Genomic DNA, 19,981 nt, shown 5'->3' on the forward strand with positions numbered 1-19,981 from the left:
TAGACGATCAGGCGAAAAATCACTTGCTGTCCGGACACACGGTGCGCAAAGGTTGAACGCTTGAAGAGTAGGGGGACGCAAGTGGTCGGGCCGTACCGGGGGCTGTTCAACATGCCCGGCGTGAAGGGTTTCGTCGTCGCGGGATTCATCGGCAGGATGCCGATGTCGATGCTGGGAATCGGCATCGTCCTGCTCATCTCCTTCATCACCGGCTCGTACGCCACGGCAGGCGCCGTCGCCGCCGTCACCAACCTCTCCTACGCCATCGCCGCCCCGCTGTCGGGCCGCCTGGTCGACAGGTTCGGCCAGGGCCGGGTCATCACGCCGCTCGCCCTGGTCAACGGCGCGGCCATGGCGGCGCTCATGCTATGCGCGGCCCTCGGCCTGCCCGGCTGGACGCTCTATGTCTCCGGCTTCGTGGTCGGCGCCAGCTCGGTCTCCCTCGGGTCGCTGGTCCGGGCGCGCTGGTCCCACCTGCTGGGCGGCTCGGCACGGCTGCACACCGCCTTCGCGTTCGAGTCGGTGGCCGACGAGGTGATCTTCGTTACCGGGCCCGCGACGGTGACCGTCCTGGCGACCATGGTCAACCCGTTCGCGGGGCTGATCGTGGCGCTGGTGCTCATGCTGGTGGGCACGCTCGCGTTCGCGATGCAGCGCCGTACCGAGCCTCCCGTCGCCCTGGTACGGCACGTCGGCGGCAGCCCGATCACCATCCCCGGCATCGCCCTGCTGTCGTGCGTCTACCTCGCGCTGGGGGCGGTCTTCGGCTCGGTCGACCTGATCACGGTGGCCTTCGCCGACGAGCACGGCGTCAAGGGCATGGCCGGCTTCCTGCTGGCGGCCTTCGCGGGCGGCTCGATGGTGTCGGGCCTGTGGTTCGGCTCGCGGGCGTGGAAGGTGTCGCTGCGGGCCAGGTTCGTCAGGGCGCTGGCGGTCTTCGCGGTCGGCCTGCTGCCGATCGCCTTCATCGGCAGCGCGCCGGTCATGGCGATCGCGTTGTTCATCGCGGGCCTGGCGATCTCGCCGACGCTCATCACCGGCTTCTCGCTCACCGAGCGGCTGGTGCCGCCGTCGCTGCTCACCGAGGGCATGGCGTGGATCTCCACCTCGATCGGGTTCGGCGTGGCGGTCGGCGCGTGGGCGGGCGGGCGGCTCACCGAGGCGTTCGGCGCCTCCAACGCCTACGGCTTCTCGCTGACGTGTGCGCTGCTGGCGGCCGTCGTCGGCATCGGAGGTTCGGGTTTGCTGAGACTTCCTGAGGCTCCTTCACCCGCCAAAGGATGATCCGCTACGGTCGGGAGATCCCCTCAGACACCCCCTCAACCTACGAAAGTCTGCTATGTCCCGACATCTCCTTTCACTTCTGGCCATCGCCGCGGTAACGGTCGCATCGACCCCCGCCGCCGCGACAGCCGCACCCGCCCCCAAAGAGGTCGACTGCACCCAGGTCAAGTGCCTGGCGCTGACCTTCGACGACGGCCCCGGCCAGTACGCGGGCCAGTTGCTCGACACGTTGAAGAAGTACAACGCCAAGGCCACGTTCTTCCTCGAAGGCCAGTACGTGACGAGCCGTCCTGCCTTCGTCAAGCGCATGGCCGCCGAAGGGCACGAGCTGGGCAACCACAGCTACAAGCACCCCAACTTCACCACGCTCGAGCCGGGGGCCATCCGGAACGAGATCAAGAAGACCCAGGACGCCGTCAAGCAGGCCGCCGGCGTGGAGCCCAAGCTGCTGCGCCCGCCGTACGGGCTGGCCGACCTGCAGGTCTCCGAGATCGCGGCGGAGTTCGGGATGCCGATGATCCTGTGGACCGGCGGCTCGCGCGACTGGGAGTCCAAGAACGAGGCGGCCATCAAGAAGCAGACGCTCGCGGTGGCCAAGCAGGACGGCATCATCCTCATGCACGACTGGGTGAAGCAGACCGTGGACTCGATGCCGGCGCTCATCAAGACGTTGCAGGGCAAGGGCTACCATCTCGTGACGGTCTCCGAGGTCGTCAAGAGCCAGAACCTGCAGCCGGGCGACATCTTCCCCGTTCCCGAAGGATGGGAAAAGTGAGTATCGTTCGCGTTTAACCGAACGTTGCTCCGGAGGGGTGCGCATGGTCTTCACGAACTGGGCAGGCAACCAGTCAGCCACGCCCGCCGAGGTGCGCACCCCATCCTCCGTGCAGGACGTGGCGCGGGCCGTCCAGGACGCCGCCGCGAGCGGGCGCCGCGTCCGCATGGTCGGCACGGGCCACTCCTTCACCGGGGTGGCCCTCACCGACGGCATCATGCTCAGGCCGCACAAGCTGACCGGCATCCGGTCAGTCACCAGGGACAACGGCTCCAGCTCGGTGTGCGTGCTGGCGGGCACCCCGCTCAGCGTGCTCAACGAGGAGCTCGCCAAGCGCGGCCTGGCGCTGGCCAACATGGGCGACATCACCGCGCAGACGGTCGCCGGCGCCATCCAGACCGGCACCCACGGCACCGGACGCGACACCGGCGGACTGGCCGACCAGGTGGTCAAGCTCGAGATGGTGCTGGCCGACGGCTCCGTGGCCACGGCCGTCCCCGGTGACGACCTGTTCGACGCCGCCAGGGTCGGGCTCGGCGCGCTGGGCGTGCTCACCGCCGTCACCTTCCGGGTCGAGCCCTCCTTCCTGCTGCACAACCGGCGCAGGGCGATGCCGCTGAGCGACATCCTGGACGGCCTCGACGCGATGACGGCCGACAACGAGCACCTCGACTTCTTCTGGCTCCCCCACACCGACGCCTGCCTGGTCAAGACCAACAACCGGCACCCGGGCCCGGCCAGCCCGCCCGGCGCCGTCAAGCACTGGCTGGACAACGTGTTCCTGGAGAACACCCTCTTCGGGGCGCTGTGCGGCATCGGCGGGCGCTTCCCCGCCGCGATCCCCCGGCTCAACGTGCTGTCGGCGGCTTTCCTCGGCGACTCCGAATCGGTGAACACCAGTTACAAGGTCTTCACCTCCGTGCGTGACGTGCGCTTCCTGGAGATGGAGTACGCCGTCCCCCGCGAACGGCTCGGCCAGGCGCTGCGCGAGACCAGGGACCTGGTCGAGCGGATGGACTGGAAGATCACCTTCCCGATCGAGGTGCGCGTCACGCCGCCGAGCGACGCCTGGCTGTCCACCGCGTACGGCAGGCCGTCGGCCTACATCGCCTGCCACATCTACCGGCCGACCCCGAACCCCGCCTACTTCGAGGGCGTCGAGGAGATCATGACGCGCCTCGACGGGCGGCCGCACTGGGGCAAGCTCCACACCAGGGACGCCGCCTACCTGCGCGGGGTGTATCCGCGGTTCGCCGACTTCGTGGCGCTGCGCGACCGCCTCGACCCCGGCAGGGTGTTCGCCAATCCCTACCTGGACACCGTCCTGGGCGCCTGAGGGCCGGGGCCGCGCTCCAGGTGGATGCGCACCGGCGCTTCGGGAACCCTTCAGCACTGCCCCATGAGGTGGTGCTCGAGACGCTGGAGCGGGCGCTGGGCGACCGCTCGCTGGAGGCCGCCGCGGCGGATGCTCTGGTCGGTACCGCGTTGCACGAGGACGGACGGGCGCTCGACGGCCTCGACGACATCCGAAGCTTCCTGCGTCGCGATGAGGCCGGAAAGCGCTAGGACTGGCCGGGCGGTTGCTCGAGACGGTCTTCGGCGGGCGCGTCCTGGTCCGGCTCGGTGCCCCTGTCGCCCTGCGTCTCGGCGGGCGTGGGCGCCTCGGTGGCCGAGCCGGTGGGCTCCGGCGTGGGCTCGGTCGCGGGTGGCGTGGGCGTGGGCGTGGCGGCGGGCGTCCGGGTGGGCGTCGGGCTGGGGGTCGGCGTCGGCGTCGGCGTGGGAGACGGGGTGGGCGTGGTCGCCGGCTCCCGCGACTGCGGCGCCTCGGACGACGGCGGCGCCACCGGCTCCTCCCGCTCGCGCTTCGGCTCCTTCTTCTGCTGGACGACGCTGGACCTGCCGGTCACCGTCTCGTGCACAGTCTCGTGGGCCAGCGCCTGGTAGGCGAGGATGACCCCGGTGCTGATCGCGAACACCAGCGCCGCGGCCGCCAGCAGCTTGGGCCACGGCAGCCGTCGCTTCGGCGCCACCGGGGCCATCACCAGCGTGGGCGCGGACTCGCCCTCCTCCCGCACGGTGGCCTGCACCGCCGTGGCCAGCTCCCCCGCTCCCTCGACGCGGGCCGGCGGCTCGGACCGGTCGCGCCAGGCGACGACCGTATGCTGCTTGATCTGCTCGTTGGCGCGTTTCAGGTAGTGCGTGTAGACAGCGCCGCCGATCGTGCTGGCGACACTCGCCACGGCCGCGCCGACGAAGGTCCCCGCCACCCCGAGGTACGACGCCGCGACAGCCGCGGTCACCGCGGCCAGCGCTCCCCCTGCGATCTGCGGCACGCTCAGCTCGAACTTCTGCTGCTCGCCGCTCATCCCCCGGATCAGTCCCCTCTTGTCACGCGTTCGGTAAAGAGCTTCTTCGTAACTAGACGCGACCGCGTGTCCTGTTGTTCCTGTGACCTGCGTGACAGCAGATTGGACCCTCGTGCCCCGCCGATTCGGACTGCCCTCCGTCTATGCCGCCGCGGCCGTGGCGACGGCGGTCACCACAGCGGCCCCCGTAGTGGCCTCTGTCGTGACACCCGCCGCCACGCTCACCGTGCCCGACGAGCCGCCCCGCCCCTCCATCGTCACCGCCGTCGGCAAAGCCGAGGCCCGGGCACTGGTCGGCGACGCGCGCTGGCGGGTACGCCGCTACTACGCCGCCGCGCTGCCCGGCTTCGCCACCGTGCTGACTCCGGCGGAGGCGGCCGAGCTGCGCGCCGACGCCCGGGTGAGCGCGGTGGAACCCGACAGCAGGGTCCGGGCGCTCCGACTCGGCGGCCGCGCGGGTGATCTCGGGAGCCGCGTGGGCGAGCCGGGGCCGGGCCACGCGCTCGGCCTGGCGTCGGCCGGGCCGTACCGCTCACCCTCGACCGGCAGGGGCGTCACCGTCTACGTGCTCGGCACCGGCGTCGACGTCACCCGTCCCGACTTCGGCGGCCGGGCCTGGCACGCCTTCGACGCCACGGGCGCGCACGGCCGCTTCTGCGGCTCGCACGGCACCCGCGCCGCCGCCATCGCGGCCGGCAGCCCGTACGGCAGGGCGCCCGGCGCCCACGTCGGCTCGGTCAAGGTGCTCGGCTGCGACGGCTCCGGCCGCCTGTCCGACGTGATCGCGGGACTCGACTGGGTGCGCAGGCACGCCCACCGCCCCGCCGTGGCCACCCTGCCCGTCGACTCCGGCGACTCCCCCGCCCTCGCCACCGCCGTACGTCGGCTCAGCGAGGCCGGAGTGGCCGTGGTGACCTCCCCGCGCGCGGCGGGCGTCCTCGCCCGCCACCTGGAGCCCCGACCGTCCGGCGACCCGCCAGATCAGGCCACTTGGCCGAAGTTCACGGCGACGCGTGACGCGATTCGCCAGAATCCCTCGGGGACGCCTAACCTCCTGCTGCACGGTGGCGGGCTGTAATTCCGGATGGAAACATCAAATGTGACCGGCGTCACATCGAACAGGGCCCGTCCCATGAAGGCGATGTTCGGACATGCCGGGTACGGTGCTGGCAGGCAACCGGCACACGCGAGAGACTCAAGGGTCCGGGGGAAGATTGAGCACGACGCTGACGAAGGGACTCGCATGCAGGAGCTCCGACTCGTCGCGGTGAGCGAGGACGGCACCTATCTCGTGCTGGCGACGGCCGGGAGAGGGACCCGCTTCACGCTTCCCGTGGACGACCGGCTCCGCGCTGCCGTCCGCGGAAACTTCTCCCGTCTCGGCCAGTACGAGATCGAAGTGGAGAGTCCGTTGCGCCCCAAGGAGATCCAGGCCCGCATCCGAGCCGGGGAGACCGCGGAGGAGATCGCCGCGACCGCGGGAATCCCCGTCGAGCGGGTCCGCTGGTTCGAGGGCCCCGTGCTCCAGGAGAGGGAGTACGTCGCCCAGCAGGCGCAGCGCGTGTCCGTGCGCATGCCTGGGGAGTCGGCCCCCGGCCCCACGCTCGGTGACCTGGTCGCCGAGCGGCTCACCCGGCGTGGCGTGCCGTCCGACGAGATCGACTGGGACTCCGCCAAGCGCGACGACGGCATGTGGCGGGTCAAGCTCGGCTACGTGTGGAACGGTCACACCCGGCACGCCGAGTGGCTGTTCGACCCGCGCCGCCGCCACGTCACCCCGCACGACGACGAGGCCATGCGGCTGTCGTCGGCCGACTTCGACCCGAACCCGCAGGTCGAGGACACCACCGTCACCCCGTTCGCGCCGCGTGTGGCCAAGCTGCAGCCGGTGCCGCCGCTGGCCGCCGAGCCGCTGATGCAGCCGCCCGTGCCGTTCCCGACAGTGGCCCGCCACGAACCGCCGGCCCCGGTGGCCCGCCACGAACCCCCCGCCCCGGTTGTCCGCCACGAGCCGCCGGCCGCCTTGATCCACCACGACGCGCCCGCGCCGGCGGCCAGGCAGGAGCCGCCCGCTCCGGCGGCGTTCCAGGACCCGACGAGCTTCCCGCCGCCGGTGGCACGCCAGGATCCGACGGCCTTCCCGCCGCCGGTGGCGCATCCCGCCGTTGCCGAGCCGCCCGCGGCGTGGACGCCGAGCCTTTCGCGTACGGCCGAGGCCGGGGGGCGCGGCGCCGCCCGGGAGCCGGAATCGATCTACGCACCCGCGGTGCGCGAACCCGCACCGTCGCCGTCGCCCGAAGCGCCCACAGGCCCCGCGCACGGCTCTGCGGGTTCCGCCGTCGGCCGGCCCGTGCTCGACGGAGCCGAGGCCGTCCCGGCTCCCGCAGCCACGGGCGACGCCGCGCCCGGTGAGGCGCCGGTCACGGCCGCTCCGCTGGTCGAGGACACGATTGGGGCCGTCGCGCCCGCGCCTGCCTCCGCCGCCCCTGCTTCTCCGGAGGCCCCCGCGTCTCTGGAGGCCACCGCGACCGTGCAGGCCACCGCGACCGTGCAGGCCGCCACCGCCGTGGAGTCACCAGGGACCGCTGACACCGCGCGGCCCCCTTCCGACGCCGAGCTGCCCTCTTCCGGCACCGCGCAGCCTGCTTCTGACGCCGCGACCGCACCGGCACCCGCCGACGTGGCCGCTGTTCAGGGATCCGCCGCGGTGAAGGAGGTCGGGGAGGTGTCCCCGCCTGTCGACGGCGCCGTCGAGACCGCGCAAGCCGTCCCCACGACCCCGGAGACCACCGCGCAGGACACTGTGGCCACCGCGCAGGACGCATCGACCACCGCGCAGGACAGCCCTGCCACTGCGGAGGACGCATCGACCGCCGTGCAGGACGGCCCTGCCGCCGCGCGGGACGCTTCGACCGCTGCGCAGGACGGCCCTGCCGCCGCGCGGGACGCTTCGACCGCTGCGCAGGATGGCCCTGGTGCCGCGCAGGTCGCCCCTGCCGGGCCGGAGGTCGTCTCTGCGGCCGCGCAGATTGCTACCGCCGAGCCGGAGGCCGCTCAGCCCGCGACCACTCCAGCCGAGGCTTCCCAGGGGGTCGACGCGGACCTCGCCGGGCAGCCGCAGGCGGCCGACGGGCCGGCGGAGGCAGCCGACGCGTCCGTGCAAGAGCAGAAGGCCGTCGAGTCGCCGCAAGCCGCCGAAACTCCCGGGGCCGCCGCGACTCAGCAGGCGGTCGAGACTCTCGAAGCAACCCCGCAGGCCGCGGACACCCCCGGGGCAGCCGCCACGCAGCAGGCCGCAGGAACTTCCGAAGCCGCCACGCGGCAGGCCGCCGAGGCGCCGAAGCCAGCGGAAAGCGCCGAGGCCACCGAGGCTCCCAAGCCCGCCACGACCGCGCCAGCCACCGAGACGCCGAAGCCCGACGTGAGCGCCGAAACGCCCAAGCCCGATGTGACCGCCCAGGCCACCGAGGCGCCAAAGGCCGACGTGACCGAGCAGAGCACCGGCACACCGACCGCGACCGCGGGAACGACCGACCCGGGCGCCGGAAGTCCGGCGGCGAACGCGACCGACCAGACCAGGCAGGCCGACCCAGCCGGACAGACCGACCCGACCGGACAGATCGACCAGACCAGGCAGACCGACCAGGCCGGGAAAGCTGACCAGGCCGGGCAGGTTCCCAAGGCCGGACAGGGTCACCAGACAGCGCAGCCCGGGAAGGCCGCTGAGGGCGGACGGGGTCACCAGGTCGGCGAGGTCGGTGAGGTCTCGAAGGGGGCGGAGGCCGAGCGAGGCGCCGAGGACCTCAAGGTCACCGAGTCCGGGCAGAGCGCCGACGCCGTGGAGGCGGCCCAGGCCGACAGGGACGCGGAGACGCCCAAGGCGCCCCAGGCCGAGGAAGCCGTCCAGAGCTCGGCGGCAGCCGCGGCCGGACAGAGCACCGAGGCCGGGCAGGGCGCCGAGGCGGTGAAGGCGGCGGGGCAGGCCGTACCCGAGGAGAAGGCCCAGGTGCCCGCCGCGCGCCCGAGCACCGACGAGGGCGCCAAGGAGAGCAGGCCGGTCCCGGACAAGCCGCCGGTGCCCAAGCCGCCCGTCCCCAAGAAGCCGGGGGACGCGGGGCCCGTGCCGTCACCGCCGCCGGCGCCCGCCGCGCGCCAGCCCAAGAAGGGCTCCAGGGGCCGCCGCGCCTCGGTGCCCACCTGGGACGAGATCATGTTCGGCGCCCGCCGCCAGGACTGACGCGAGCAGCCGACACGAGGGGTGGTCCCACGGGACCGCCCCTCGTTCGCGTCATCGGGGGCGCACGCGCCGCCCGGCGCCCTCCCCGCATCCGCACCTGGAGCGCGCGACCCGACCCAACAACGCCAGCCACCCCGGCCTGAGCCCCACGAGCAACCCAGCCCGAACCGCGCCGGCAGCCCTGCCTGGCGGGAGCAGCACGGCCTGAGCCCCGCGAGCAACCCCGGCGCGAACCAACCACGCCTGAGCCGTGCGAGCGGACCCGCCCAGGACGTGCAGACCCGGCCCGAACCGACGAGCAGGCCCGCCCGAGAGAGCAGGCCCGGTCAGGACCCTGCCAGCAGGCCGGACCAAAAGGGCGGGCTCGGCCGGGGAGCGCTCCGGCGGAACCCACCTAGCAGACCGCCGAGCTCTCAGGCGGATCCCGGACAGGCAGCCAGGAGCGGTCGGGCGGCGGGGAGCGGTCAGGGGTGGCGGCTGTCCGGGGTGCGCAGGAACGGAGCCATCCATTCGGGCGTGACCTCGGCGGGGAATCCGACCGCCTGCGCGGCGGAGACGTCCACCGCCTCGTAGCCGCCCTTGCCCGCGCCCACCCCCGCGATGAGGGTGAACACTCCAGCCCGCCGCTGGAACCACGTCTGCCGCAGCCGCCACCCGACGACCGCCCGCCGTTCGAAGACCGCCTGGGCGCGCCGCAGCGAACCCGAGCGGACCGACAGCAGCCGGCCGTCGTAGCCGTGGCCGAGCGACCGGTAGCGGTCGTCGCCGAGGGGAAGGCCGAGACCGGCCAGCACCAGCGCCAGGCCGGCCACGAGCCACCACAGCCCCGTCCCGGTCGCCAGGGCCAGAACGGCGAAGGCGGCCGCCACGGCGAGCCAGGGGGCGATCGCCCTGAACAGGCGGCGGTTGCGGGCGATGGGCGGGTGCGGGCGCAGCGACGCGGTGAACGGCCCCACGGCCCGGGCGGCGACCTCCAGCGCCATGGGGCGGGGGACGTCGGGCAGCAACTGCCCCCGGGTCTCGGAGTCGCCGAGGCCGGTGACGATCGCCCACATCCTGACGACGCCCGCCTTGCGCTCGGCCAGGGCGTCGACGATCTCGTAGCCCCTGGTACGGCGGGCCTCGAGGGAGACGCTGCGCCTGGTGATCAGGCCGCGTTCGGCGACCAGGTAGCCCTCGCGCTCGGTCAGCGTGAAGTCCCAGTTGAAGACGGCGTACATGACCGCCGCGACGAACGGCATGGCCAGCACCAGCAGCACGACGGCGGCCACGATGAGCAGGGGGTGCCGCCACAGCCACTCGCCCGCGTACCAGGCGACGTCGCGCAGGCCGAGGTCGTTGCCCCACTGGAGGACCAGGCCGATGGCACCGCCGGCAAGGGCGAAGGGGGTGAGCAGGTAGGCGCCCGACAGCGGGCCGTACAGCAGCCACGCGCGGGGCACCTTGACGATCACCCGCTCCTCGGGCGGCGCGGGAGGCGCCTCGGTGAGTGTGTCTCCCGGCTGTCGCGCCTCCTCGGCCCTGACCGCTCTGGCGCGGCGCAGCAGGACGCTCTTGAGCCTCTCGGCCTCCGCGACGGTCACCCCGTCGAGCTCGCCCTCCTGCTCGCCGCCTCCGCTGGCGCCCGTGTCGATCTTGACGACGGCCAGCCCCAGCAGCCGGTGCATGGGCGGGGTGCTGACGTCCACGCCCCTGATGCGTTCCAGCGGGATCGTCCGCACCGACCTGCTGATGAGCGACCGCCTGATCTCCAGCCGGTCGCCGGCGAGGCGGTAGCTGAACGTCGCCCAGCGCACGACGGCGAAGACGACGGCGCCGACCACGCCGACGGCGGCCCACCCGAACGAGCGCGGCGAGAAGCCGCCCACGAACAGCACGCCGACCAGCGGCACGAGCAGCGAGGGCAGCATGCGCACGGGATCGATGAGCAGCACCTTGGGGCTCAGCTTCGTGCCGGGGGCCTCCTCGCTCATGTCGCGTCGTCCCTGAGCTCCTCGGCCCTGCGCGCCAGCCGTTCGGCGAGGCCGGCGGCGACCGCCTGGTCGAGACCCTGGATGCTGGACGACCCGGCGTGTGAGGCGGTGCGGATCTCGAGCGTGGCCAGCCCCAGCATCCGCTCGAACCACCCTTGCGCCTTGTCGACCGTCTGGATGCGGCTGACGGGCACGAACACCCACTCCCTGGTCAGGAAGCCGGACCTGGCGTAGACGACGTCGCCGGACAGTTCCCAGCGATGTACGGCATAGCGCACGAAAGGCTCCAGCAGGAGCAGCGGCGTGCCGGGCACCAGCACCAGCACGGGCACCAGCCAGGAGTTGCCCGACAGCCACTCCGGCAGCCATGACCAGCTCGGGATCCAGGCGGCGAGCCCGAACGAGCCCCCCGCGAAGATCACGAAGGCGACCACGGCCTCCAGCAGCCACAGGCGCACGGCCTTGGGCGAGACGCGATGCTCGGGGTCGCGCAGGGGACCCGCGACGGGGTCGGGCTGCTCACTCACACTGCCCAGCTTAGAAGGGCCCACCCGGTTTCCCTCCGTCTCGGCCGTATCGATCGATCAAGGGTCACCGGACGGCTGAAACGGCTGGCCGGCGCGGCGCGGAACTGACCGCGACGGTCAGGGTTGTGTCCAAGGTCACCCTTCGATGCCCTGATTATGGTGGATTTCCGTGGCTTTCCTCGCGACCGAACCTCCCGAACCGGTCGGCGCACCACCGGCAGGCGCGTAGCATCTTCCGGCATGGGGCAGGCGAACACGTCCACGCGCGTACGGCGCGTCACCGTCATGGGGATGGTGGCCGCGCTGACGCTCGGCGTGTCCGGCTGCGGCATCCTGAACGGTCCCGCGAGGGAGATCAGGGAGATCAACGTCAGCAGTTCGCGACTGCGTGACCACACTCCCCTGCCGTCGGAATATTCCTGTCACGGCACCCGGAAGAGCCCGCCGCTGCGCTGGTCGAGCGATGTGCTCTCCCGTGCCAAGTCGATCGCGATCGTGGTCGACGAAACCACCTCCCCCAGCCCCGCCGTGCACTGGGTGGTCTACAACATCGACCCCCGCACGACCGAGCTCGGCGAGGACGCCGCCTCCGACCTGCCGAAGGAGGCCGCCCAAGCGGCGGTGACCAGCACGAAGGTCGGCTACGAGCCGCCCTGCGAGAAGACCGGAAGCTATCGATTCAGCGTCTACGCGTTGAGCGGGCGGCTGCAGGACCCGGTGGGCGCCTCCCTCCCCGAGATCCTGAAGATGATCGCCGACCACACCATCGCGCGTGGGCGCCTGACGGCGGTGCACATCGAGTGATGACCTAAACGCTGCCGGTAGTGATGGTTACCAATTCTTCACTTTGGGTGTGACAACGCTCATAGTGGTCCGACACAATCAGATCCGTTCGCTGTGCGTTGGTGATCAAAGGGGGCAGATCGCGTCGATGGCCGCGCGATCTCACCGGCGCTGCTGGCAGGCCATGGCCTTGAGGGTGGTGCAATGACCGCGGTCGTACTGGTTCTCGTCGCCGTCGTGCTCCTCGTGCTCGTAGTCGTGGCACTGGGCATGCGTTCGATGAACAAGCGTGAGAGCTCGCTCCCTCCGGAGCGGCTGAAGGCGATGGCCGAGAAAGAGGAGATGACCCAGGCTCGGTCGACGGACGAGTTCGCCGCCCACGAGCCGCGCATGTCCAACTTCAGCCCCGACTTCAGCCCCATCGACCAGGAGAAGCAGCCCAAACCCGTGCGTACGGGCCAGCGCGGCAGGCGTGGTGTCGACGAGTGGGGCAACGGCGCGGCCGAGGACGACGACGAGGAGTTCTGGGCCAACATCCGCAACGAGGCCACCGAGGGCGGCTTCGGCGCCGGCGGCACGGTGAAGGCGCGCATGGCGGCCAGCAGGCCCGTCGAGCCGGAGCGCCCGGCGGCCGACCCTTCGAGCGAGCGGACCGTCCAGCTTCCCCTGCCGCCGCGGCCCGCCGCCGCCGCGGCCGCCCCCCCGGCGCCCGCCGCGGCCGCTCCCACCGCTCCGGCCGCCTCCGCACCACCCGCGCCCGCCGCCAGGCCGGCCCGCTCCACCCGGTCGAGCAGGGCCGCTGCCCGCGCCGCCGCGGCGGCCGCCGCCGCCGCCGAGCGACCGCTGGCCGACCTGGTCGAGCCGGCACCGGCGGCCGAGCCGCGCCCCGCCGTCTCCGCCTCCGACCTGGCCGACCAGCGCACGGTGACGTTCGCCGCCCCGACGCCCGACGTGATGAGCATCCTGGGCGCGGGCGCCAAGCCGGTGCCGCCGCCGCAGCCCGAGCCGCAGCAGAACAGCGGCTCCTTCTCCGCGTTCGGCAGCAACTCGTTCCCCGCCGTCAACAGCGGCTCCTTCCCCTCGGTGCCGGCCGCTCCGGTTCACGGGGCGCCGACGAGCGACCCGTTCCCCGCCTACGGCGCGGCCGACACCGAGACGACCTGGCAGTCGGCGCAGCAGCCGGCACGGCGGTCGGCACAACAGCCGGCGCAGCAGCCGGCACGGCAGTCGGCACAACAGCCGGCGCAGCAGCCCGCCGCGGGGCAGAACTCCGGCTCGTGGCCGGCTCCTCCCGCCCATGACGTGCTCGACGCCGCCGCCCCCGCCTCGTCATGGCCCGCGTTCGAGACCTACACCCAGCCCGCCGCCGCCTTCCCCAACTCCTACGAGGTGCGCTCCGGCTGGGCCGCGCCCGACGACGACGCGCTGGTCACCGGGCCGACGCCCGCGGCCACCACGCCCACCGCGCCGGGCCGCGCGGTCTCGCCGTACGACGACGTGCTGGGCGGCGGCGCGCAGCACGCCTCCGGTTACGAGCCGCAGGCGCAGACGCAGGCCACCCCGTACGCGCCGCCGGCCACGCCCGCCGCCTGGCCCGAGCCCGCCGCGGGCGGCAGCTGGCCCTCCTACGGCGAGATGTACGGCCAGGAGGAGCCCGAGTCGGCCCCGCAGGGGCGCCGGGGCAACCACCACCGCGCCCCAGACCAGGACTATCCCGACTATTACCGCTGATCGTAAAGGTCCCTCGTAACAGGCGTTTCACCGGACCGCCAGCAGTTACAGTCTGTCGGTGGACACTCAGAGTAATCGCCTGACTGCCCTTAGACACGATGTGCCCGCGTCGCTGGTGGTGTTCCTCGTCGCGGTCCCGCTGTCGCTCGGCATCGCCGTCGCCTCCGACGCCCCGCTGGCCGCAGGGCTGACCGCCGCGGTCGTGGGCGGCGTGGTGGCGGGGCTGTTCGGCGGCTCGGCCGTCCAGGTGAGCGGGCCCGCCGCCGGCCTGTCACTGGTGGTGGCCGAGCTCGTGCACACCTATGGCTGGCGGGCCACCTGCATGATCACGCTGCTGGCCGGTGTGGTGCAGCTGCTGCTCGGCGTCTTCAAGGCGGCCCGTGCGGCGCTGGCCGTCTCCCCCGCCGTCATCCACGGCATGCTGGCGGGCGTGGGCGTGGTGATCGCGCTGTCGCAGCTGCACGTGGTGCTGGGCGGCAGCCCGCAGTCCTCGGCCGTCGACAACCTGCTGGAGCTGCCCGCGCAGGTCGCCGACCTGCACGACCACGCGGCCGCGGTCGGGCTGATCACGATCGGCGTGCTGCTGGTGTGGAAGTGGCTGCCCCGCCGGGTCCGCCTGGTCCCCGGACCGCTGGCGGCGCTGCTGATCGCCTCGGTCGCGGCGGCGGCGTTCAGCCTGGACGTCACCCGGGTGGACCTGCCGGAGAACCTCCTGCAGTGGGTGCCCCCCGTGCTGCCCGCAGGCGACTGGCACGGCATCCTCGCCGCGGTGCTGCTGGTGGCGCTGCTGGCGGGCGTGGAGTCGCTGCTGTGCTCGGTGGCCGTCGACAGCCAGCACGACGGCCCGCGCACCGACCTGGACAGGGAACTACGCGGGCAGGGCATCGCCAACATCGTCTCGGGCGCGCTCGGCGGGCTGCCGACGGCCGGCGTGATCGTGCGCAGCACCACCAACGTCCAGGCGGGCGCCCGCAGCCGCTGGTCGACCGTGCTGCACGGCGTGTGGGTGCTGGTCTTCGTCCTGTGCTTCGGCTGGGCCATCCGGCTGATCCCGCTGGAGGCGCTGGCGGCGCTGCTGGCCTTCATCGGCCTGCAGATGTTCAACCTGGGTCATGTGCGCAAGGTCCACGGCCACGGCGAGGTGCCCGTCTACCTCGTCACGCTGGCAGGCGTGGTCGTCCTCGGCCTGGCCGAGGGAGTGCTGTTCGGGCTGGCGCTGGCCGTCCTGCTCGCGTTGCGGCGGCTGACGTGGGTCTCGGCGCACGTACGACAGGAACAGGACGGGCGCCGGCACGTGACGATCTCGGGATCGCTCACCTTCCTCGGCGTGCCGCGCCTCACCGACGAGCTGCGCGCCATCCCGCCGGGCGTGCCCGTCGACCTCGATCTCAACATCGACTTCATGGACAACGCCGCCTTCGAGGCGCTGCACTCGTGGCGGCTCATGCACGAGCGCTCCGGCGGCAGCGTCGACATCGACGAGCTGCACGACGAGTGGTACAGCCTGGCCGCCGCCGGCCACCGCATGTTCCCCGCCAAGACGCCGGCCAAGGCGCACGAGCACGGGTGGCTGCCGTGGGCGCACCGCCGCAGGCGCAAGACGGCGACGGTGCCCGAGCAGGGCGGTCCGGCCGAGTGCGAGCTGACCGTGGGGGCGCGCGAGTTCCACCGGCGGGCGGCGCCGCAGATGCGGCCCATCTTCACCGAGCTGGCGCGCCGGCAGCAGCCGACGCACCTGTTCATCACCTGCGCCGACTCCCGCATCGTGCCCACGCTCATCACCGCCAGCGGTCCAGGCGACCTGTTCGTGGTGCGCAACATCGGCAACATGGTCCCCCGGTACGGCGCCGAGCCGCACGACGACTCGATGGCGGCGGCGATCGAGTACGCGACGCAGGTGCTGGGCGTGCGGACGATCACGGTGTGCGGCCATTCGGGGTGCGGGGCGATGGCCGGGCTGCTGTCGGGCGGGGAGAAGGCGGGCAGCCTGCCCGGGCTGCGGCGGTGGCTGCGGCACGGCAACCACAGCCTGGCCCGGTTCATCCTCGGCGACAGCGACGGCAGCGACAGCGGGCCGCTGGACCGGCTGTGCAGGGTGAACGTGACGCAGCAGCTGGAGAACCTGCGCACGCACCGGAAGGTCGCCGAGCAGGTGGCCGCCGGGTCGCTGGAGCTGGTGGGGCTCTACTTCGACATCGCCTCGGCCAGGGTGCACATCCTGCCCTCCCCCGAGGTGCCCGTGCCGGCCGGTGAGGAGGAAGCCGTCTCGTGAGCCCGCCTACGCTCTCGGTGAAGCCGCGGCGTGAATCGCGTGCCGTACCCGAAGAATGCTCGTATGAGAGTTCTGGTCATCGGAGGTTCAGCGTTCCTCGGCCGCGCGATCGTGTCCGAGGCGCTCGGGCGCGGTCACGAGGTCACGACCTTCAACAGGGGGCAGAGCTACCCTGACGTGCCTGGCGTGGAGGCCGTCCGCGGCGACAGGGAGTCGGCGGCGGACCTCGAACGCCTGGTGGACGGGCGGCAGTGGGACATCGTCGTGGACACCTCGGCGTTCGTGCCGCGCGTGGCCGGGCAGTCCGCGCGGCTGCTGTCCGGCCACGCCGGCACCTACGCCTTCGTCTCGTCGGTGTCGGCCGTGCGCGGCTTCCCGGCCGAGCCGGCGACCGACGAGTCCGGGCTGTGGGACTGTGCGCCCGACGCCGGTCCCGACGCCGGCGACTACGGCGTGCTCAAGGCGGGCTGCGAGCGCGCGGTCGAGCATGGCTTCGACGGCAACACGCTGATCATCCAGCCCGGGCTCATCCTCGGCCCGCACGAGAACGTCGCGAGGCTGCCGTGGTGGCTGACCAGGATCGAGCGCGGGGGCCAGGTTCTGGCTCCCGGCGACCCCTCGGTGGCCATGCAGCTCATCGACGCCCGCGACATCGCGATCTTCACCCTCGACCAGGCGGAGAAGGGCGTCCGCGACCGCTTCATGGTCACCGGGCCGGCGGGCAACACCACCTACGGCGAGTGGCTGGAGCTGTGCAGGCAGGTCACCGGCTCCGACGCGGAGTTCGTGTGGGTGGACGACCATTTCCTCCTCGACCACGAGGCCGGCGCCTGGATGGAGCTGCCGCTCTGGGCGCCGCGCAATCCCGAGACGGCCAACTTCTGGACGATCTCCACGGCGAAGGCGGAGGCGGCGGGGCTGCGCTGCCGTAGCGTGGCCGAGACGGTCCGCGACACCTGGGAGTGGCTGCGGGAGATCCCGGTCGCCGAGCGGGTGTTCGGCCGGAGGAACGTCCACGGCATCGCCCCCGAGAAGGAGGCGGCGATCCTGGCCGCCTGGGCGGCACGCTAGCGGACGACCGCACGCCGCGCCCCGGGCCGGGGGACATCCCGGCCCGGTCGGGCGGTCGCGGGGCTCGTCGCTCGTCAGCAGGTGCGGGTCAGGGGGACGACCACCAGGTCGACTGCGTGACGGTGGTGAAGCCGAGCGAGTCGTAGAGCGGCTTGCCCGCGCTGGCCGCCGTCAGCGTGACCGGCAGGTCCTTCAGCAGGCCGCCGAGCACCGCGTGCATGAGCGCCCGCCCGACGCCGAGCGAGCGGAAGCCGGGCAGCGTGGTCACCCAGTACACCCCGCCCACCGTGCCGTCGGCGACCGTCACGCACGCCCCCGCGGGCTCGCCGTCCTTCTCCGCGACGAAAAGATCGACGCCCTCGTGGCCCAGCAGCGCCGCCGGGAAGGCCTGGCCGGCGAGGTGCGGCTGGAAACGGGACAGCGGGAAGCCCTCGACGACGATCCGCTCGGCCGTCTCCAGCTGCTCCGCACGCTCCACCCTGACGATCTCGACGGCCGGGGGCGGCAGGGCCGTACCGGGTCTGCGGATCATGACGGGCATGCGGCGCGGGGTCAGCCCGATCGCGGTCATGTCGACGACGCCGTAGGAGTCCTCGACCAGCGCGGGGCCGCGGGTCCAGCCCTCGGCCAGCGCGGTCAGCTCGGCGACGTCGGACGTGTCGGGCGAGGAGGACTGCAGGATGATCCGCAACCCCGCCCGCTCGTCGCCGGCCACGGCGACGAAGCCGGGCCGCTCGACCACGTCGTGGCCACGCGCGCCGGCCAGCGCCTTCCACAACGCCGTCGCGTTCGTGGTGGCCAGGCGGAGCTCGGCCAGGTCGGTGATGGTCATGGAAGGGACCCTACAAGAGCTCCCCCGGACCTACGGCGACCGGATCGGCCTGCCCGACGGCCGATCCGGGATCTGGGTGACATGCCGCCCCTCGGCGCCCTTGTGGCATCCTGAGAGGCCCGCGATCACGAGGAGATCAGTGATGGCCCACCCTCCCGGCACGCAGCCCGCGCCCCGGCGCACCCCTCTCAGCGCGGAGGAGAAGGTCCGCGCCGAGGCGAACTTCGTGCCCCTCGTCGCCGAGCAGCTCGCCGCCGGCGGCCGGTTCCGGGTGAGCGCCGACACTCCGGAGCTGGCGGAGCTGTTCCAGGGGGTCGCCCGCAGGGTGGGTGACCTGCTCCAGCGCCCTGTGATCAGCTACGCCAACGGCAGGTACATCGTGATCGAGTTCGGCCGGGAGGAGGCGGGTCTCACCGCCTGAGGTCTCTGCTCGGCGCATGCCGTCCGCCCTGACACACGATCCAGGTCACGGGGACGTTCCGTCATCACGGACGGTCACCGTCCCCTTGCAAAACTCCTGCTGAGCAGGCCTCGCACCCCCGTCGGCCGAACATCACGAAGTACCCCCGTCCTGATTGCCTTGCCTCCCGTCGGCGCTGAGGGTGGGAAATTGTCGGTGGCGATCTCAGCACGACAGGCCGCGGCTCGAACTGCACTCAGGACGGGAGACCGACCATGTCGAACCTGCACAAGAGGGCTGGCGCCGATCGTTCCGCCGCCGCCCTGCACGTGAACCCGCTCTACAGCGGGCTGATTGCCGAAGGCGGGGTGCCGCGCTACCGGCTCCCCGACGGCCCCATGCACCCCGACGCCGCGCTGGCGATCATCCGCGACGAGCTGATGCTGGACGGCAACGCCCGCCTCAACCTCGCCACGTTCAGCACGACCTGGATGGAGCCGCAGGCCAAGGAGCTGATCGGCGAGTGCCTCGACCGGAACATGGTCGACCGCGAGGAGTACCCGCAGATCGCCGACCTGGAGGGGCGCTGCGTCAACATGCTCACCGAGCTGTGGCACGACCCCGGCCACGGCATCGGCTGCTCGACGGCGGGATCCAGCGAGGCGGCCATGCTCGGCGGCCTGGCGATGAAGTTCGCCTGGCGCCGGCGCGGCCACGCGGGCGATCGGCCCAACCTCGTCATCGGCACCAACAGCCACGTGTGCTGGCCGAAGTTCTGCCGCTACTGGGACGTCGAGGCCCGCTGGGTGCCGATCCGCCACCAGGGCGGCCCCTTCGACCTGCGGCTCGACCCCGAGGACGTGGTGAGCCGCTGCGACGAGAACACGATCGGCGTCGTCGCCGTGCTCGGCTCCACCCAGACCGGCGCGTACGACCCCGTCGCGCAGATCGCCGCCGCATTGGACCGGCTGGAGGCCGAGCGGGGCATCGACGTGCCGCTGCACGTGGACGCGGCCGGTGGCGGCTTCGTCGCGCCCTTCCTCCAGCCCGGCCTGGTGTGGGACTTCCGGCTGCCGCGGGTGCGCTCGATCAACACCTCCGGCCACAAGTTCGGGCTGGTCTACCCGGCGGTCGGCTGGGTGGTCTGGCAGGACGCCGCCGACCTGCCCGACGACCTGGTGCTCCACACCGACGTGCTGGGCGGCCCGCAGGAGACGTTCACCCTCAACTTCTCCCGGTCGGGCGCCCCGATCGCGGCCCAGTACTACAACTTCCTGCGCCTGGGCTTCGACGGGTACCGCGCCGTCCAGCAGACCTGCCAGGACGTGGCCCGGCACCTGGTGGCCGGCATCGCCGGGCTCGGCGGTCTCGAACCGCTCACCGACGGGAGCGAGCTGCCGGCGTTCGCCGTCAGGACCGCGGACGATCTGGGCTGCACCGCGCACGAGCTGTCCGACCGGCTGCGCCGCCGCGGCTGGCAGGTGCCCGCCTACCACCTGCCGCCCGCGCTGGAGGAGATCCCGGTCCTGCGTTTCGTGATCCGCAACGGATTCAGCTTCGACACCGCCGACAAGCTGCTCGCGGACCTGCGGGAGGTACTGCGCGACGTGCGCGCGCCGGGCGGCCCCGAGCCCCGGCCACGGCACCCGCTCACCGCCCTCACCCACTGAGCCCTACCGAACCTCACCGGGCCTTACCGAGCCTTACCGGGCCTTACCTGGCTCCTGACG

Annotated in this window: 16 protein-coding genes; 12 read left to right on the forward strand and 4 right to left on the reverse strand. The window is 72.5% G+C overall.

What is annotated here, in order from left to right:
- The first annotated feature begins 60 nt into the window (after positions 1 to 60).
- The 4 genes from ABZX22_RS00825 to ABZX22_RS00840 all read left to right on the forward strand — a co-directional run bounded on the left by ABZX22_RS00825 (position 61) and on the right by ABZX22_RS00840 (position 3,625).
- Positions 61 to 1,284 (forward strand): MFS transporter, encoded by a 1,224-nt coding sequence (locus tag ABZX22_RS00825; protein WP_354904544.1) that lies wholly within the window; start codon positions 61 to 63, stop codon positions 1,282 to 1,284.
- Between the two features lie 55 nt (positions 1,285 to 1,339).
- Positions 1,340 to 2,059, forward strand: coding sequence for a polysaccharide deacetylase family protein (locus ABZX22_RS00830; protein ID WP_354904546.1), 720 nt, complete (start codon positions 1,340 to 1,342; stop codon positions 2,057 to 2,059).
- Positions 2,060 to 2,102: 43 nt separating this feature from the next.
- Positions 2,103 to 3,395 carry a D-arabinono-1,4-lactone oxidase gene (locus ABZX22_RS00835; protein WP_354904548.1) on the forward strand — a complete coding sequence of 431 codons (1,293 nt, stop codon included), beginning with the start codon at positions 2,103 to 2,105 and terminating at the stop codon, positions 3,393 to 3,395.
- Between the two features lie 71 nt (positions 3,396 to 3,466).
- On the forward strand, positions 3,467 to 3,625 hold the full coding sequence (locus ABZX22_RS00840; RefSeq protein WP_354904551.1) for a hypothetical protein: 159 nt from the start codon (positions 3,467 to 3,469) through the stop codon (positions 3,623 to 3,625).
- Here ABZX22_RS00840 and ABZX22_RS00845 read toward each other — a convergent pair.
- Positions 3,622 to 4,425, reverse strand: coding sequence for a hypothetical protein (locus ABZX22_RS00845; protein ID WP_354904554.1), 804 nt, complete (start codon positions 4,423 to 4,425; stop codon positions 3,622 to 3,624). The two genes, ABZX22_RS00840 and ABZX22_RS00845, sit on opposite strands and share 4 nt — an antisense overlap.
- 112 nt (positions 4,426 to 4,537) lie before the next feature.
- Between ABZX22_RS00845 and ABZX22_RS00850 the strand changes: the two genes are divergently transcribed.
- Both ABZX22_RS00850 and sepH read left to right on the forward strand, forming a co-directional pair.
- Positions 4,538 to 5,503: a S8 family serine peptidase gene (locus ABZX22_RS00850; protein WP_354904556.1), complete on the forward strand. Its 966-nt coding sequence runs from the start codon at positions 4,538 to 4,540 to the stop codon at positions 5,501 to 5,503.
- A gap of 165 nt (positions 5,504 to 5,668) precedes the next feature.
- A complete protein-coding gene (sepH, locus tag ABZX22_RS00855; protein ID WP_354904558.1) occupies positions 5,669 to 8,662 on the forward strand; it encodes a septation protein SepH in 2,994 nt (997 codons plus the stop codon).
- 464 nt (positions 8,663 to 9,126) lie between these two features.
- Here sepH and ABZX22_RS00860 read toward each other — a convergent pair whose 3' ends face one another.
- Together ABZX22_RS00860 and ABZX22_RS00865 are read right to left on the reverse strand one after the other, a co-directional pair.
- Positions 9,127 to 10,635: a PH domain-containing protein gene (locus ABZX22_RS00860; protein ID WP_354904560.1), complete on the reverse strand. Its 1,509-nt coding sequence runs from the start codon at positions 10,633 to 10,635 to the stop codon at positions 9,127 to 9,129.
- A complete protein-coding gene (locus tag ABZX22_RS00865) occupies positions 10,632 to 11,162 on the reverse strand; it encodes a PH domain-containing protein (protein ID WP_354904562.1) in 531 nt (176 codons plus the stop codon). Before ABZX22_RS00865 ends, ABZX22_RS00860 begins: the two co-directional genes overlap by 4 nt.
- A gap of 240 nt (positions 11,163 to 11,402) precedes the next feature.
- Between ABZX22_RS00865 and ABZX22_RS00870 the strand changes: the two genes are divergently transcribed.
- The 4 genes from ABZX22_RS00870 to ABZX22_RS00885 all read left to right on the forward strand — a co-directional run bounded on the left by ABZX22_RS00870 (position 11,403) and on the right by ABZX22_RS00885 (position 17,019).
- Positions 11,403 to 11,966, forward strand: coding sequence for a YbhB/YbcL family Raf kinase inhibitor-like protein (locus ABZX22_RS00870; RefSeq protein ID WP_354904565.1), 564 nt, complete (start codon positions 11,403 to 11,405; stop codon positions 11,964 to 11,966).
- Positions 11,967 to 12,149: 183 nt separating this feature from the next.
- Entirely contained in the window at positions 12,150 to 13,676 is a 1,527-nt protein-coding gene (locus ABZX22_RS00875; RefSeq protein ID WP_354904568.1) for a hypothetical protein, read from the forward strand.
- 100 nt (positions 13,677 to 13,776) lie between these two features.
- Positions 13,777 to 15,948: a bifunctional SulP family inorganic anion transporter/carbonic anhydrase gene (locus tag ABZX22_RS00880; RefSeq protein WP_354904570.1), complete on the forward strand. Its 2,172-nt coding sequence runs from the start codon at positions 13,777 to 13,779 to the stop codon at positions 15,946 to 15,948.
- 63 nt (positions 15,949 to 16,011) lie between these two features.
- On the forward strand, positions 16,012 to 17,019 hold the full coding sequence (locus ABZX22_RS00885) for an NAD-dependent epimerase/dehydratase family protein (RefSeq protein ID WP_354904572.1): 1,008 nt from the start codon (positions 16,012 to 16,014) through the stop codon (positions 17,017 to 17,019).
- Between the two features lie 88 nt (positions 17,020 to 17,107).
- On the opposite strand, the gene ABZX22_RS00890 is transcribed toward ABZX22_RS00885, so the two are convergent.
- The gene (locus ABZX22_RS00890; protein WP_354904574.1) at positions 17,108 to 17,851 is read right to left on the reverse strand and encodes a GNAT family N-acetyltransferase; all 744 of its coding nucleotides are present in this window, start codon (positions 17,849 to 17,851) and stop codon (positions 17,108 to 17,110) included.
- Between the two features lie 142 nt (positions 17,852 to 17,993).
- Here ABZX22_RS00890 and ABZX22_RS00895 point away from each other — a divergent pair, with 142 nt between their 5' ends.
- Both ABZX22_RS00895 and ABZX22_RS00900 read left to right on the forward strand, forming a co-directional pair.
- Positions 17,994 to 18,272, forward strand: a complete 279-nt coding sequence (locus ABZX22_RS00895) for a hypothetical protein (protein WP_354904576.1) — start codon at positions 17,994 to 17,996, stop codon at positions 18,270 to 18,272.
- Positions 18,273 to 18,526: 254 nt separating this feature from the next.
- Complete coding sequence (locus tag ABZX22_RS00900) at positions 18,527 to 19,921, forward strand: glutamate decarboxylase (protein ID WP_354904578.1); 1,395 nt, start codon at positions 18,527 to 18,529, stop codon at positions 19,919 to 19,921.
- The last annotated feature ends 60 nt before the right edge of the window (positions 19,922 to 19,981 follow it).

Origin of the sequence: Nonomuraea sp. NPDC003804, assembly GCF_040610675.1 — a bacterium.
Lineage (GTDB): Bacteria > Actinomycetota > Actinomycetes > Streptosporangiales > Streptosporangiaceae > Nonomuraea.

Bases quoted from the DNA above. Each gene is read 5' to 3' on its own strand.
- ABZX22_RS00860 (WP_354904560.1), bottom strand. From the start codon at position 10,635: ATGAGCGAGGAGGCCCCCGGCACGAAGCTGAGCCCCAAGGTGCTGCTC.
- ABZX22_RS00835 (WP_354904548.1), top strand. From the start codon at position 2,103: ATGGTCTTCACGAACTGGGCAGGCAACCAGTCAGCCACGCCCGCCGAG.
- ABZX22_RS00890 (WP_354904574.1), bottom strand. From the start codon at position 17,851: ATGACCATCACCGACCTGGCCGAGCTCCGCCTGGCCACCACGAACGCG.
- ABZX22_RS00870 (WP_354904565.1), top strand. From the start codon at position 11,403: ATGGGGCAGGCGAACACGTCCACGCGCGTACGGCGCGTCACCGTCATG.
- ABZX22_RS00885 (WP_354904572.1), top strand. From the start codon at position 16,012: ATGAGAGTTCTGGTCATCGGAGGTTCAGCGTTCCTCGGCCGCGCGATC.
- ABZX22_RS00845 (WP_354904554.1), bottom strand. From the start codon at position 4,425: ATGAGCGGCGAGCAGCAGAAGTTCGAGCTGAGCGTGCCGCAGATCGCA.
- ABZX22_RS00900 (WP_354904578.1), top strand. From the start codon at position 18,527: ATGTCGAACCTGCACAAGAGGGCTGGCGCCGATCGTTCCGCCGCCGCC.
- ABZX22_RS00875 (WP_354904568.1), top strand. From the start codon at position 12,150: ATGACCGCGGTCGTACTGGTTCTCGTCGCCGTCGTGCTCCTCGTGCTC.
- ABZX22_RS00895 (WP_354904576.1), top strand. From the start codon at position 17,994: ATGGCCCACCCTCCCGGCACGCAGCCCGCGCCCCGGCGCACCCCTCTC.
- ABZX22_RS00830 (WP_354904546.1), top strand. From the start codon at position 1,340: ATGTCCCGACATCTCCTTTCACTTCTGGCCATCGCCGCGGTAACGGTC.
- sepH (WP_354904558.1), top strand. From the start codon at position 5,669: ATGCAGGAGCTCCGACTCGTCGCGGTGAGCGAGGACGGCACCTATCTC.